We start from the raw sequence: 14,767 nt of genomic DNA, 5'->3' as shown, positions 1-14,767 counted from the left end.
TTACTTGCTGGCGCCTGATCATGGACTGCTCTTCAAGGGTCATGAGAATTCCTCCCTCATATATTCTTGAGGTTATTATCTCAGTTCTTAAAGGCAGTTGCTATGTGCAGATTTTTTGACAATTACGTTTGAACATAGCTACTGCCATTGTCCTGAGCTGTACACTCGTTATTATTTGTCTCACTCTGGCCGGGTCCATACATATTCAATACAATAACCCCAATGATAATTAAGGAAATGCCCGTAATGCTGGCAAAATTAACCTTTTCCTTCCAAATTAATATTGATATGATGACAGTTGCCACTGTCCCTAAGCCTGACCAAATGGCATAGGCTAGATTTAATGGTATTGTTTTAAGTGATAAGGACAAAAAATAAAAAGCTAGGGTGAAACATACCATCAACCCTGCAGTGGGAAATAATTTAGAAAACCCCTCGGAGGCTTCAAGTAGGGATGTTCCAATAAGTTCAGCAATAATTGCAAGCATTAAATAACCCATTATTATTTCTCCTTAATTTCTACCCAGCCTTACAGCTGGTAGATAATTAATTTTTTCTACTATGGAAAGGTTATGTCAGTTTGGCCATGTTCTCTTAGGATACCAATATTTATATACTACCAGCAAGGAAATTTTATTAACAAGACAATAAAATACCAGACTTTATATTCATTTTCCAAGATATTCTTTTGCATAGGTACCGAATGGCAGTAGATTTACCACAACCAACATCACCCGTTACGCAACCAATGGAACGGGTCATTACCATGTACTTGAGCCAAGCATTTTGGTTCCACCCCCATCTGCTGCAATGTGCTGTTAAGGGATGCGTTTTGTTCCTTTCACTGCTATCAAAATACACTGTGGCTCAATACAAACCGCATAAAACAAAAGGAAAGAAAATAAAAAATCCCCCTTATCAAATAAAGTGTACCCTTTGTAAAGGACATTTTAAAAATTAATGGGGGGTTTTTTTCATAGTTTAATCATAAATAATTATATATTGTGAGACACCATTAGGAGTTTCTGAAAAATAATCTATTTGCTTACCGTTAATATTGTATTGCATAACGTATTCGCCATATTCGGTATCATGATATTCTTCATTTGGCGATCCTAAAATATCTCTAATTTCATTAAAGGTCATGCCACATTTTGTAGTTAAGATACTTGCACCAACTGGTAGTTCCATATAGCTATAGGTACCATCAGAATCAAAGTATATTTTAGCCTTATTGTAGCTAATAAACCTAAATTCCATATTTTCTACAAATCCGTCATCATAATGTATTTCTTTTACTTCTGTTTGAACAGATTGGCCTGTTTTACTTTGTACAAAGCTCATGTCTTTTCCAACTAAATTTAACAGTGGATCACTTTGGGCTATTTCACTGATGATTTGTTTTCTTGCTTCTATTATATCAAAATACGTTTTCATAGTTTTACCATCGACATAGTAGGAATTATTACCTTCAGGATAATTTTCGGTTATTATATATAACTTTCTTCCTACCACATTATCATATTTAAGGTTATTTAAGTTAAACTCTTGAATGATTTGACCATCAAAACTATTATAAACCTTTCCTGTTTCTGCAGAAACTATATAACTACTGGCGGCCCCATTACCTAAAGGTAGCACTTCAAACTTATAGAACTTCTTATTATTAATGGTGCCTGTTGATGTTAATCCTATTTTGAACTCAGTTGTCTCGATACCACCTTTACTAGCAATATCATTAAGTTTATTGTTGTCGTACTCAATGTCAAGGTGTTTTAACATTGACTGAAATACCCTTACTTCTGGTGTTAATTGAGAGTTATTTACATCTTTAGTTGATTTGGCTTCATCAGTTACTTTTTTGTTTTCAGTTTGAACACTAGCTTTATCAACATCTGTAGCGGAGTTTCCACAACCAATTGTGAAAATAAAGATGCCTATAATTATAGACACCAACAATACATATTTCTTTTGTAGATACATAGAATCTCCTTTCAGTTATTATTATAGTTTAAATATTATTATAATTATAAATTACATGGAAAACAATAGAAATTAAATTTTCTATAATAATAAATCCCATCTCAAAACAAAGCCTTTCTGGAATTCCAGAAAGGCTTTGTTTATTTCATCCCAAGTAAACTATATAATTTATCACAATAGCCACATTTATGACATTGCTTTTTGCATTTACTTCTAATCTCATCATATTCAGGAGGAATTGCATTGTTAGGAATTCTGTCTACTTTAATTTTAGCATTTAGGTCTAAAATTCCATTAATAAATTCTGATTCTTTTCTTTCTCCATATGATTTAATCATTCTAAGGATTTTTTCATGTGAATGTTGCCTACCTGATATTTTATAAATATCAATATAATCGTCATATAAATTTAAAGATTCAGGTCTAACAAATTGAATTTCTTTGAGTAGATTGCGTTTTTTATTATAACCTTTGCAAAAGAACTTTGGAAAGTCCGATTGACATAAAGCAAAATGATGTTGAAATGAAAAAGGACAATTATAAAAGCAACCATGATTTACAATTACTTTAAATTTAGTGTGTTTAAATTCTTTTCTTAATTCTTTTAAACTGTCTATATCATAAAGAAAATTATAGTACAGACAGAAACTATTAACAGAAGGATATGCCTCTAAAAAATGTCTGATTTTCTCAATTGAATTAAGTTCAGAAATAACAGACATTTCTATTTCTATATTAAAATTTTCAAATATTTTATGAGAATAATCTAAAAAGTAAAAATCGCTAATAATAACTTTTTTTATCTTATCTTTAATTTCTTCAATTTTATTAATAATTTCATCATATTTATCTCTTGGTATCGCTGGATTGTTAACAACTAACACTACATCAATGGGTTTTTTATTAAATTTTGATACTTCATTATCAAATATTTTAGAATAATGTAGTATATGTTTGGGATCAGGCGTTCTTGCTGATCCAATAATTTCAAATGGAAGTGGCATATAAATTTCTTTTACATATTGTAAATATTCATTAGTTAGATGATCATATAACAATTCACCACTTTGCATAGTATAGGGTATGGAAAGCTTTTTCAAAATCTCATCTCCTAGTCTTTTGGTTAATTAAAATTTATTACCATATAAAATTATAATTATAAATAAAATAAGAATTCCCCGAAGAAAATTCTAATAAAAAATAATATATATATCAAGGGATTGACATATATATTTTTTCACATTCTAGCCTCGTTTTTTGCATACAATTTTTGTTTGCGCATATGTATAAATGTTTATTACATTCTAGCTTGTCATAACGATTCACCCTTAAAAAGTAATCCCCCCTTGTTGAATGTAAATTTCAACAAGGGGGATGTTCTTTCTCTAGTACTAATTTATTCCCCAAAAGGGAATTATAAAGTGTTTTGACTAATCCACCGGTACCGCCATATCAGACGAGTGATAGATTGAGGTTTCAATTCCCGTAGGGAATTATAAAGTGTTTTGACAGCACCCACCGTGGGCCCTTGGGCCACAACGGCTTGAAGACGTATTTTCGAGCATCCGCATTTTTGCAAGTGTTTTTTACCATATTACACCAATATTCCACAGCTGTAAACCCCCAAACCCTTGATTCTACTGGACTTTTTGTTTTCGAGCATCCCGGGGGTTTTGTGCACACCTGAGATGCTCGTTTTTAGTAACCTTTGTATAGTATTGACAAAAGGTAAATGATAACCAAATATCGGATCAGTAATGTTTTATTTCTTATTTAAATAAAGCGCAATTCTGGCTATCTTGTCTTTATTCTTTTTGTTTGGTTTTGTCAACTGTTCGGGTTCTTTTTCCTGATACCATTTTAACAGCAACTCAGCTATTTCAAGGCCTACTTTATTATCTGCTTTTTCCATTTTATCAAGCCAATTATTAATTTTCCCTTTAAAGAGGCTTGTATCATCACTATAACCATCTGCTTCCATTTCCTGTTGTAATGGACTCATCGATGCCAGTTTTTTAAGCTTTTCATATTCCTGCCGTTGTTTTTCCCGGGCAATTTTTTCTTCTTCCTGTTGCTTTCGCCATGCTTTTTCTGCATCAGCATCTACTATAAATCGTCCATAACCTGCTGATGTTTTTGCCCCAGCACCAATATATGACAGAGCTTCTTCCAACCACCCAATGGCAGTTTTTACATCTTCTTGATCCTCAACACTTTCCGCGCGCCTAGGGGCAAGGCAAAAAATAAATGTTTGTTCTCCAGCAACTGTTAAAAAAGGTATCGGTATCGGTTTATACCAATCTGCCGGCGGGTTATTTTCTTGTTCTTTTTGATAATATTCGGAATAATGTGGAGTCATTATATCTATTTCTAGTTTTATTGGTTTTATTGGCAATGCATCAAAAAATATTACACTACCAACTTCGTGGCCTTCTTTACCGTCTGCACCAAAAATACGATTTGCGCTATCAGCATTGAGCCAAATTTTTGCCCAGGTACGCACCATGCCTTTAATCGAAGAACCTGGTAAATAGGGAACCCCTAGGGTGTGGTGCCAAGTAAATCCGTTTTCTACTGGGTGTTCCCGACCAATACCTGTGACAAAACGACCATCGGTTTTTAAAAAAAGTGATCTGCCATTAAGCCTATTTGTTAAGTTTAATAAACGTTCTTTCATCTCATTTACTAGTTTGGCATCTCCCAATGAGCCGCTTTCCGTTACAGTCTTTATCCAGTGGTGCTTGCCGTTAGCATCTAGAGTCCAATCCCGTTGCCATTGGTTACAGAATTTATCATACCAAAGCCCAGCATTTGCTCCTTTGCTTCGGGTTGTGGGAACATCGCTTTGTCTGTATAAAGGTAAAGCCATTATTCAGCACCACCATCAGGTTTTTTTAGGTAAGCAACAGCAAACTTCTTTAGCCATGTAAGCCATGACAATGCCTCGGCTTGGGCACGCAAGTAAGAATTCCGGTCTTTAGTGGTAATTTGTGAAAGCAAGTCTTTTCCACCGAGGTATGGTGCGGTTTCATCATTACGGCAAAGCCAACTTTGTAAATGACTATATAGAACGTTATGGGCATCAGTTTTGTTACCATCGGCGGCAGCCAATAATGTAGCTGCCGCCTGTCCCAATCCGTTCATTAAAATAGTAGCCGGCAACCCTTTGACATATGAAGCATATTTATCATTCCACTCTTGCTGACTGGGGTTATTATTTGCTTTTTCTAGTAATTGATTAACAATTTCCAACGCATTTTCTGCCCGCTTTTGATCAAGGGTTCTGATGCTATTCACTAATTATCCCCCCTTGTTCCAGCCAGGTTACCGCGCACCAACCTTGACCAATAGTTTCATTCCCCCCCACCTGTAGATAGGGCAACTCTGTGAATAGTTGTTTTAGTTCATTCAAAGATTCTTCTTCACCTGGCCGACAAATAATCAAGGCATAAAACAAGCTATCTGCGGGAATGGTTTCTTCATACCAGAGGTTCTCACTGGTTTTGGTAGCCTCATTCAAGCGGTTTCTGGCGTTAACCTGCAGTCCATAGGCTGCAAAATGGGCAAAGTCATCATCACTTAAAACCACTAATTGTTGCAATAAACGGTCGCAACAGGATTGGTGTTTAATTATTTTTGATATATAGACAGCGACCTCTGATAAATCTTTATCAACAGCGTTAAAGGAAAGTTCCTCCAAAAATAATTTATCTTGTTCCTTTGTTATTGCGGTACCCTGTTCAGGTTTTGCAAAAGATAGTGTGCATTCAATACCAGCCATATTTAAATCCCTTTGGAATCGTTCCAGTAAATATGGACAGGTAACCCATTTGTAGTGCCCAGTAAGGGAACGAACGGGCAACAGTAGTATTCTGGCATCTGTAACAGCAATTGCACCAGCGTTATCTTGCACTCCAAAAATTTTATTAATACCTTCTTCATCCATAGACCAATTAAGCCGAGCATTATCTTTCAATGCACCTTTGAGGCTAGAACCAACAATAACCGGATAGCCAGTAGCTACTTCCCTTGCCACTGGAAGATCAATGACACCGGCTGAAGATTCTGTGCCAGGATGCAGGCTTTTCTCTGCAAATAAACCTATAACACTAGCTTTCATAATTTAACCCTCCCAGTTTCCAATAATGATTTGTCCATTACCGTATGGATCTGCAACACCTTGCCTCTGTATGGCTAGAATACTTTCTAATTTATCCGCGTCTGCTTGGTAAAACCAGGTACTGCCAGCAGGTATTGTCGGTTCTAGTGGCAAGGGACATTTGTTTTGTGAATTCCAACCGCCTATTCGTTGTAATTTCCCAATACAAGCTGATACACATTTGCCCGGTATGCCCGGTGGGCCATTCTTTATCACTTCATGTGTGCAGTCTTGGTATTTTCCCGGAGTAATCAAAGTAACTGTAAAGGTAATTTTACCTGCTACAACTTTTAACGGAACAGGTTCTGGCATTAGCTGACAAAAATCACTGATATTAATCTCAACCATTCGTCCTTCGCCACCCAGTTTGATTAAACGCGGAATTTGATAATGCCATTCATCAGGTAAACCAGATACTGCAACAGCTAGAGCAATATTGGGTTGCGGTCGGATATGAACGCAGGAATAGAGCATTCCTTTAGCAGCGGAGCGAGTATGCTGTTCGCGTTTTATACCCACCCTGTGTTCCTCTTGATATAAGTCAGTTTTTGAGAAAACATTATCTCCATTTGGAAGTTTGCCATTTAATACTGCAGTGACACCTTTTCTATCTAACCAGTAGTTTTCCATTACTTTGGCACCCTCTAAATATTTATCCTGTACCGGTAACCGCTTAATGCCCATATCGGTGTCAACTTCGTCCCCTGGCTTTAACCTAGTATATTGGGTTAAATTATGTTGCGTATCTTGTTGATACATTAGGTAAAGAGGGGCAGGAAATAACATTTCGCCATTACGAAGCAAATATGGCCCCTGCAATTTAATCTGCCCTAAATAGTCAGGTGTTCCAAGTTCCGCTGGCCATTTGTGCTTTTCCTCAGGCGTCCACCCTTGCCCATAGGCTAACGCAACACGAATAGCGCCTTGTAATGTATTCATGAAGGGAGGGAAAATACTATTAATTTCCGATTGTCCACCTTCGCCAGCATTATATGGGGTGGCATCCCGAAAAAACAATGTATCTAATGCTTTAAATGTCCAGATTTTTGTATTTAATGCCGTCATTCATGCACCCCCTTACTTGCCAAGAAGCGTATCAATAGTGCCCCATCAACTGTTAAGGGACCTTCTGCTTGATGCAAAACCCCGTGCTCCCTCCATGAGTGGTGACAAATTCTCAGCAATAGTTCAATGTTCTGCTTAGCTTCATCAACTTCTATTTCTCGCTCTCTGTTTCTTAGATACTCCGCTGTGAGTAGATCCACTTCTGCTTTGCGGTCAAATTGAAATTGGTTATCGGCTAGTATTTCAAACCTTTTCCGCAGGTTATAAAAGAATGAACTATTAAACCGAGATTGTTCTGTTTCACTTTCGGAAAATAGGTTAACTAACTTATCAATTATGTTGCTATCACCATCAATAATTACGTTCCAAGGGGCAGCCCAAGTCAAACCTTGGCCAGAAGCTTTCCATACTGTGATAGCCAAACTGTCCCGTCCGGTTTTATCTTTAGCAACATCATCCAACAATTTATGGGCCTGGGTGAGAATTGTTTTTAATGGTACATGGTTTTGGGCATAAACTATCGCAGCGGATATAGTAGCTTTATCATCTTTTATGTTGTTGTCAGAAAATTGTTGTTTAAAGGCATCTCTGTACGCTCCTCGCAGTTCTATCGCTGCCTCTAATGCATCTTCCATGGGTAGTAAAGCCAACACATCATCACCGCCGGCATAAACTGTGACGCCATTATGTTTTTTTACCAGATTTTCTACCTGAGCACTAAACCTGCCTAGAGCACGGCTGACGGAGGCACTGTCTAGTTCGCTTAAAAGTACACCCAGTTTGTCTCCATCCATTAGAAGTACCGCATAAAAGGGACTTGGCTTATCACTGGTTAATTCTTTCCGTTTGCAGTTAATTTTTTGGCGTAATTCAGCCGTTTCTGTTCCCCATATATGATCGTTAAGTAGGGAGTTTTCATAAAAACATTCGCTATTTAATGTTGCCATGTTTATTGTCCCAGGCTTTTCCTCACATACTTTTGTAATACAATTAAAGTTATACATTTTAGTTTTCAAATCATCTGGCAACGACATCACAAAACCAGCAAATTGTTCTGCTTTAGCAGGATATTTCTCTATGGTATCAGCAAGCCAATGTACCACAGACAAGCAAGATGTTGAGGGGTAATTTACTGGCAATTCCCACCCTATCGCTTGTTTAGATACCCTAGGAAACAAACGCTTGATTAAGGAGATAGCGCAAAGCCGCTCGCCTTCCTGCAAATCTAAACTTTTTACCTGGCTTCTAAGGGCTTCCCAAAACTGATTCTGGTTTTCACTTTGCTTGCTACGCAAATAACCGGACAGTTCTTGCAGACAACCCATAATTGTACATTTATCGCCCGGTTCTACAGATGGCACATATGTCCGCCAATTTTTACGTCTGTCTAGCAAATTTTTATCTTGTCCAATAACCCAAGACATCTCCCAGAATTTATTAACTTGCCGATCCCATATTTTTCTTACGTCTTTACCTTTACCAGCTATTTTCTCTACATATTCTTGCCATACCGATTCAGATATTCTATGCCAAGCTCTATTAACCGCTTTCTCGCAACATATCGGGTTGAAATCATCTGGCACTTCTGCCTGAAATCTGTTAGGCAGCGTTCCCAACGAAGGTCCTTTTACCTCTGCTTTGGTTAGAGAATGTCTGTTAATGGCCTGCAGCAACGGATCGCTGGTTTGGTCTACTATTCCCCGCTCACCGTGCACTTCAGGGAAAATAATTTTGCCATCCGATATGATTATTTCATACATTGCTTGGCCTACAAGGTAGGACAGCAAAAAAGAACCCGCGTGCAGGTCACGGGTTCGTCTGGCTTGGGCAACAAAGCTTTGTACCGGACCTAGAGTAAAATGGAGGGTCTTCATTATATAGTCACCTCCAGTCTGTTTGCAAAACTATCGATAAAATTATGAATTACGTTGTAATTGACATTGGTATTTACAGATCGATTTGCTTTTTTACAACTTAAAAATATCTTTTGATTTTTAGGAAGAAAGACTGCTGGCAATAAGGTGAGAATAGAAACATAACTGTTCTCTAGTTCGTGTATATGAATAAACAAGGGGCTAGCTCTACGCTGTAATTCATTTGCATTTATAGATATACTTTCTTTGAATGGCCTAGGGAAATAATAGTTATGCGGCAAACCAAATACTATCCGCTGGGGATGTTCTTCTATCGTTTGCCCTTTAGTTAGCCTAATTATTTTGGCCGCATCCTGTTTAAAAATAGGGTTTGTTTTTGCCCCTCTATAGTTCATCATCTCTCGACCCATAATATTTAATAATTTCATGGGATTGTTATTCGTTATTGTTAATGCAATACGGCTCTTTTTACTGAAGGCAGTATATTCTGGCAATTCAACTGGCAGTTGACCCAATTCTTCAATAAAATTGTTGAGTAGGCTTAGCAAATCCTGTTGATTTTTAGGCTTATTCCATACTTCGTTATTATCAACTGTCAGTGATTCCAATGACAAAGACCCGTAGCCACGTCTAGAACGGGCACCTAAGCCGCCAAATAAACCCAACGCTATTAAACTTCTTTTTATAGCGGCTACACAATCATCGGAAGTGCCGGGCTTAAATATAACTTCAATAGTAAAAACGCCGCCCGGTTTTATATACTGTCTGGATGTTTTAGTTTTATCTAATCCGTATCCTAGATAATTACTGCCAAATTTAAACCAGTCCCTGTTTACTGATTTGTCAATTTGCTTACTATGAATTTTAATTAGAAAAGCACCCTGCCCAGCATCTGCACTACCAAACAAAAGTTGTTCTGCTTCTTTAACTTTCAACCAACTATCATATTGACTAAGTGCAGTGGCACGGAACCAAAAACGCAGGACACCTTTTATTGAGACTACACGAAGTTCAGCCTTATCTTGGTCCCCTCCTGACAGAAACATGGGTGTAGCAACTTTATATTTTGCTTGAATCTTACGATATCGCATATACCATCCTCTCTTCTTTTGTGTTTTAGAATGTTCATTAAAAGGCTTACTATGATCCAGGTTTTTACGCATGATTTTTACATTTTAATAATACTAACCTTAAATATGTAGTAGTTTTCTACAACAATTTAGACATTCCTTCCAATAATTGTGAATATTATGTAGAATCTTTTGTTTGTTGATAAAAATTAAAAAGGATTAAAAAAAATTTTGCACAATAGAAACCGCCATTGCAGACGGTTTGTTGCTGGTGGAATTATTAAGTTTTATCTAACTTCATTAAATTCACCACACTCGCTCATGTTTATGGATAAATTCGTTTTCCTATCAGATGTAGCACTTCTTTCTCGCAACCCGGTAAAATTTCAATTTTAATGTACTGGGAGAACCCTTAGGACTATGAACCAAGTACCTCAAAAAGTTTTTCATTGTCTCTACATACTCCCAAAATACTTCCTGATGACGCTTATAGATCATTTTATCAAGAAAAACAGCAGTCACTGACCCGCAGCAATCAAATATTCTACGAAAGATAGACCTCACTTCTGGATCTATAATACCCCAAAGCCTCAAGGCAAATTTTGCCATCTGCAGTATCTGATTAAGTATTAAAGGACTGCCAAACGCAGTCCTTAATTGTTTTTATTTTTATTCAGTTGGCATAGCGATCACCTTTAGAAAATTAATACCCCTTGTTGAATGTTAATTTCAACAAGGGGTAAATTTTTATTAAATCCCTAGAGGGAATTATAAAATGTTTTGACGCGGTTAGATGATATGTTTTGGGGGTTTAGCGATTACCAGTTTCATTCCCGTAAGGAATTATAAAGTGTTTTGACATAGACCTTATTAATACATTGCATAACAAGGTTGTTGATTTGTTTCAATTCCCGTAGGGAATTATAAAGTGTTTTGACAGCACCCACCGTGAGCCCTTGGGCCATAATGTCTTGAAAGCCCATTTTCGAGCATCCGCATTTTGTAAGGGTTTTTTACCATATTACACCAACATTTCACAACTGTAAACCCCCAAACCCTTGTCTCTACTGGACTTTTTATTTTCGAGCATCACCGAGGTTTTGTGCACACCTGCGATGCTCGATTTTTGTTATATTCTTCCTTTTGGCTTTACCTGTCCCATACCCATGGTGGTTTTATAACCCACTCCGGCGTAAAAGGCATATTGAGACAGCATATGCATTACGCTGATAAAGATTGCATCCTGCTGGCTACGGATTGCGAATTGACAACTGCCAGTAAAGCCAACTTGCTTATATCTATCAAAATGCATAATTTTTGTTTGCAGACGGAACATGCTGGGGTAAACATTTGCTTCAATAAATTCAATAAAGTTTCCCCCTAAAGACACAGGAGAATATGCGTCCCATTTCTTTAGCAGGTTGTTAAATACCTTAATGGGATCAGGCAGCGGATAATTGCTACCATGGTCCCGAAAGGTTGTGGGTGAACTAAAATCCATACCAATTTTAAAAGAAACTTCGGTATTACCAACACACCGATTGTAAATTTCTTCATAAGTAGTCAAGCCTGCCCAAGGATGTTGCTCTGCACTACTTGTCACACTGACTAATTTAAATTCAGCACCTGCCAACTTTATTTCTTCCAGTAGTGATGCCGACCATACCTCCAACAACCATTGTGATAATTTCGATTCTATGCTGGTTACCCTAAACCAATACGTTTCCCCCGGATAAAGGCGCCAGCGGTTATCTTGATAGGTAACTTTACCGTTTAAAGGTGATACCGTAAATGGTTTAATACCAGAGGACTGGTGCAGTTCTTCCGATAGGGCAGGATTTACTTGCCGAACGCTATCCAGAAAAAAGGCATGCAACACCTGCCCCATGGAAGGGGGTACCAGTGTTTCTTTTTCTACTTTGAGTATTATTACCAGGCTTAATAGCAATAGTATGTCCTCCAATTATAGCATTACACTATTTTTAACCAACCTAGAGGCAGTTGGGGTATATCATTTTCCACCACTGCCCGGCGGGATTTGGGAAAATCAAAGGAACCTCTGGGTTGGTATAAATTATCTCGGATTTGTCGACGCAAATCTTCCGGTAGTAACATCAGCAAGCTGGCACCGGCAAGACCAGAACCCCACCCAACCCGGCATGCCGCCGTTTGTTGGTCATAAAAGGCTTCTTCCACTCGTCTATGAGGTTAAAACATAAAGTTTTTTGCTTTTGCAAAAAGGCTTGATTATAAGGTAGTTTGGCAACCCGCTCCATTCCTTCGCGGACTTGAATCAAATCTAATCTTAAGCCCTTAACAACGCTGAGCTTACATTCGGCAAATTCCATGGCAGCAGCGGCTAGACCCGCCGACATCGACTTGGTACCACCGGTATAATCTACAATTACTTCATCTTTATTATTTAGGCTCTGTTAATATTTATTGTTGATATTTTATCGAAAATCAGAGGTGCAACCAAAAGATGCACCTCTGACGCATTTTATAGATGATGTGTAACAAATATTGTCAGATAGTAAGACAGTCTTAATTATTCACTGTATTGTTGTCTCTAGAAATTCTACTTTTCTTTTAACATAAAATATTGGCGATATACTTTCAAGTAGCTAATTCCCAAAAAAACACACATAATTAGTGGAAGTAGTTTAATAATGACAAATGGTGTTTCAAATAAAAACGCTTTCCAAAACAGTGAGCGTTCCATATCCCAAAGTCCTTTAGTTTCATACAAACTTGAATCTTTGTATATCATAAAGCTAATCACCAATAACATAACTGTTAATGATAGTAAATAGTTCATTAATCGCTTATAATAATGAATATTTGATTCACGGTCAGAAAAAATATCCTCATGACCATCAGCTAACTTTTGCCAATATTGAATGCTGCCAAATCTTGAGCCTTTTATATGTTTCCAGCCGAAGTCTTCGTATATTGTTTTGTATTCTTCAAACTTTTCTGCTGGCATGTAATTTTGATAATCCAATCGTATAACATAGTCTTCGCTAGTATTTTTAAATGTATATACTCCTAATCCGCTAATGTTTGAACAGAGATAACCCATTTGTAATTGCTTATTCAACCATTTCTCTTCCTCAATAATATCGAAAAACAGTTTAACTTTCTTCATCTAACTCCCTCCTTTCATATAGGGATATAATATTGAGTAATCTGTTTCGCTCAATTTTTAAATTTTTTTCCTTCATGGGATAGAAAAACGTTTGTTCTTATTACTCCCCAAGAACATTGTCAAACTTATGAAAACCGTTTACCCAAGGTAGCGTAAATTTAACTTAAAACCTTAAATCCAAAATGATTTTCAACCTGCTAAAGTTAGAAATTTTTCTTTGGTTTATTTGTTATACCCAATTTTATTTAAGTAAATATATTGATATTTTTGATTTTCTACTTGACTAACTAGCTGGTCTACAAATTCAGCAGACTTTCGCAGGGAATAACCTTTAATCATACACTCCACAAAAGTAATCCATTCATTACTTTTGCGTGTTCGATAAAGCAGAGTATTGGTAGTATCGATTAAGTTCTTTTCTCTATCCCGCTTTCCTCCTGCCGAACTAAATCACCTACTAAATTGTAGCAGAGAATGGGAAAATACACAAAATATCAACATTTACCTTTAACAGAGCCAATATCAAAGTAAACCCTAGAAATAACATCTCAACCTTAGTTATAATAGATATAAGGGCAATATTATGTCCTTCCAAAACATTAAAGAACAACGCTACCCATTTTTGAGTAATTATGGAAGGGCCTTGTTAATGGCTGGGTAAAACCATAAAGAGGCCGTACAGAGGGACGTTGTTATTATAACAGAATATGCACTTTCATTTTATGTCAGAGAATGTGCACTTAATAACTGGGGGTGGATGTAACTTTGCCAAGTAAGAAGTTCAAATTTGTCGAGGACAAAAATGAATTGCTTTGGCTATGTACTTTTTTAACTATATTAGTTTCTAGTGTAATTATCGTTTGCCACACATCTGTTAATTTGGAAAAAAAATATCAAAGTGCCCTAGAATTAATTAATGAACAGAAGTGGTTTCAAGCTGAACAGATACTAAGTTTGGTTTCCATCTATAGATATAAGGATGCTAATATTTTAGAATGCTATTGCATAGCTAATATTAAGCTGGATTTACTTGATAAAGACGATTTACTCCGACATAATTATGCACAAGTACTTGATTGTATAAATGAAATTCCTGATAAATATCAGGGAATTTATAAAGATGAAATAATTATATTTAAAAACAATGTTTTGCAAAAGAGTAACGCTAATAAATTAATAGCCAAAAACCCAAATACTTCTACTGAACTGCAAAAGTCAATACCTACAGTTGGGGATTGTCTATATTACGGAAGAATGTATACAACTTATCCCACTTTTTATGGGTTTTAAGCAGCTCATAATGCTCACCTTCACGTTCAAAACGCGAATACAACTCATATAAGGGGAGTATAAATAGTTATGTGTAAATAGGTTTCTTACCGTTTTAAATTTTATTGTTCCTTGGGAATTATTTTCCCAATAATTGGTGATAATATTCATGGCTCTTACCCATCAAAAGGATAGGGCA

The 14,767-nt window shown here is 36.7% G+C and carries 13 protein-coding genes and 2 pseudogenes; 1 reads left to right on the top strand and 14 read right to left on the bottom strand.

All coding sequences use genetic code 11. The annotated features are described in order from the left end of the window. Nucleotides 1-122: 122 nt before the first annotated feature. The 14 genes and pseudogenes from V6C27_14565 to V6C27_14500 all read right to left on the bottom strand — a co-directional run bounded on the left by V6C27_14565 (nt 123) and on the right by V6C27_14500 (nt 13,704). Nucleotides 123-500: a multidrug efflux SMR transporter gene (locus tag V6C27_14565; protein ID MEG6617616.1), complete on the bottom strand. Its 378-nt coding sequence runs from the start codon at nt 498-500 to the stop codon at nt 123-125. Between the two features lie 481 nt (nt 501-981). Beyond that, a complete protein-coding gene (locus V6C27_14560; GenBank protein ID MEG6617615.1) occupies nt 982-1,983 on the bottom strand; it encodes a hypothetical protein in 1,002 nt (333 codons plus the stop codon). Nucleotides 1,984-2,123: 140 nt separating this feature from the next. After that, nucleotides 2,124-3,083, bottom strand: coding sequence for a hypothetical protein (locus V6C27_14555; GenBank protein ID MEG6617614.1), 960 nt, complete (start codon nt 3,081-3,083; stop codon nt 2,124-2,126). Nucleotides 3,084-3,745: 662 nt separating this feature from the next. Then, nucleotides 3,746-4,852 (bottom strand): type III-B CRISPR module RAMP protein Cmr6, encoded by a 1,107-nt coding sequence (gene cmr6, locus V6C27_14550; protein ID MEG6617613.1) that lies wholly within the window; start codon nt 4,850-4,852, stop codon nt 3,746-3,748. Next, nucleotides 4,852-5,280, bottom strand: coding sequence for a type III-B CRISPR module-associated protein Cmr5 (gene cmr5 / locus V6C27_14545; protein MEG6617612.1), 429 nt, complete (start codon nt 5,278-5,280; stop codon nt 4,852-4,854). Before cmr5 ends, cmr6 begins: the two co-directional genes overlap by 1 nt. Next, complete coding sequence (cmr4, locus tag V6C27_14540) at nt 5,273-6,103, bottom strand: type III-B CRISPR module RAMP protein Cmr4 (protein ID MEG6617611.1); 831 nt, start codon at nt 6,101-6,103, stop codon at nt 5,273-5,275. The genes cmr5 and cmr4 overlap by 8 nt, the downstream gene beginning before the upstream one ends. Before the next feature lie 3 nt (nt 6,104-6,106). After that, on the bottom strand, nt 6,107-7,207 hold the full coding sequence (locus V6C27_14535; GenBank protein MEG6617610.1) for a type III-B CRISPR module-associated Cmr3 family protein: 1,101 nt from the start codon (nt 7,205-7,207) through the stop codon (nt 6,107-6,109). After that, the gene (cas10, locus tag V6C27_14530; protein ID MEG6617609.1) at nt 7,204-9,081 is read right to left on the bottom strand and encodes a type III-B CRISPR-associated protein Cas10/Cmr2; all 1,878 of its coding nucleotides are present in this window, start codon (nt 9,079-9,081) and stop codon (nt 7,204-7,206) included. Before cas10 ends, V6C27_14535 begins: the two co-directional genes overlap by 4 nt. Then, the gene (gene cmr1, locus V6C27_14525) at nt 9,081-10,244 is read right to left on the bottom strand and encodes a type III-B CRISPR module RAMP protein Cmr1 (protein ID MEG6617608.1); all 1,164 of its coding nucleotides are present in this window, start codon (nt 10,242-10,244) and stop codon (nt 9,081-9,083) included. The genes cas10 and cmr1 overlap by 1 nt, the downstream gene beginning before the upstream one ends. A gap of 1,036 nt (nt 10,245-11,280) precedes the next feature. Continuing rightward, nucleotides 11,281-12,099 (bottom strand): CRISPR-associated endoribonuclease Cas6, encoded by an 819-nt coding sequence (gene cas6 / locus V6C27_14520; protein ID MEG6617607.1) that lies wholly within the window; start codon nt 12,097-12,099, stop codon nt 11,281-11,283. A 23-nt stretch (nt 12,100-12,122) separates the two neighbouring features. Then, nucleotides 12,123-12,272 carry a hypothetical protein gene (locus V6C27_14515; protein ID MEG6617606.1) on the bottom strand — a complete coding sequence of 50 codons (150 nt, stop codon included), beginning with the start codon at nt 12,270-12,272 and terminating at the stop codon, nt 12,123-12,125. After that, a pseudogene (locus V6C27_14510) lies at nt 12,266-12,559 on the bottom strand (hypothetical protein). Before V6C27_14510 ends, V6C27_14515 begins: the two are co-directional and overlap by 7 nt. A 170-nt stretch (nt 12,560-12,729) precedes the next feature. Further along, nucleotides 12,730-13,299: a DUF2812 domain-containing protein gene (locus tag V6C27_14505; protein ID MEG6617605.1), complete on the bottom strand. Its 570-nt coding sequence runs from the start codon at nt 13,297-13,299 to the stop codon at nt 12,730-12,732. 297 nt (nt 13,300-13,596) lie between these two features. Further along, nucleotides 13,597-13,704, bottom strand: a pseudogene (locus V6C27_14500) (IS1595 family transposase). A 360-nt stretch (nt 13,705-14,064) separates the two neighbouring features. On the opposite strand from V6C27_14500, the gene V6C27_14495 reads away from it, so the two are divergent. Beyond that, nucleotides 14,065-14,589, top strand: a complete 525-nt coding sequence (locus V6C27_14495) for a hypothetical protein (GenBank protein MEG6617604.1) — start codon at nt 14,065-14,067, stop codon at nt 14,587-14,589. Nucleotides 14,590-14,767: the final 178 nt, after the last annotated feature.

This window comes from Peptococcaceae bacterium 1198_IL3148 (assembly GCA_036763105.1).
Lineage (GTDB): Bacteria > Bacillota > Desulfotomaculia > Desulfotomaculales > Desulfohalotomaculaceae > JBAIYS01.
The sequence above is the reverse complement of the archived record's forward strand: the minus strand, read 5'-3'. Positions and strand labels throughout refer to the sequence as shown.

Coding starts and splice junctions, on each gene's coding strand:
- V6C27_14535 (MEG6617610.1), bottom strand. CDS start 7,207: ATGACGGCATTAAATACAAAAATCTGGACATTTAAAGCATTAGATACA.
- V6C27_14505 (MEG6617605.1), bottom strand. CDS start 13,299: ATGAAGAAAGTTAAACTGTTTTTCGATATTATTGAGGAAGAGAAATGG.
- cmr4 (MEG6617611.1), bottom strand. CDS start 6,103: ATGAAAGCTAGTGTTATAGGTTTATTTGCAGAGAAAAGCCTGCATCCT.
- V6C27_14560 (MEG6617615.1), bottom strand. CDS start 1,983: ATGTATCTACAAAAGAAATATGTATTGTTGGTGTCTATAATTATAGGC.
- cmr6 (MEG6617613.1), bottom strand. CDS start 4,852: ATGGCTTTACCTTTATACAGACAAAGCGATGTTCCCACAACCCGAAGC.
- cmr1 (MEG6617608.1), bottom strand. CDS start 10,244: ATGCGTAAAAACCTGGATCATAGTAAGCCTTTTAATGAACATTCTAAA.
- cas10 (MEG6617609.1), bottom strand. CDS start 9,081: ATGAAGACCCTCCATTTTACTCTAGGTCCGGTACAAAGCTTTGTTGCC.
- V6C27_14565 (MEG6617616.1), bottom strand. CDS start 500: ATGGGTTATTTAATGCTTGCAATTATTGCTGAACTTATTGGAACATCC.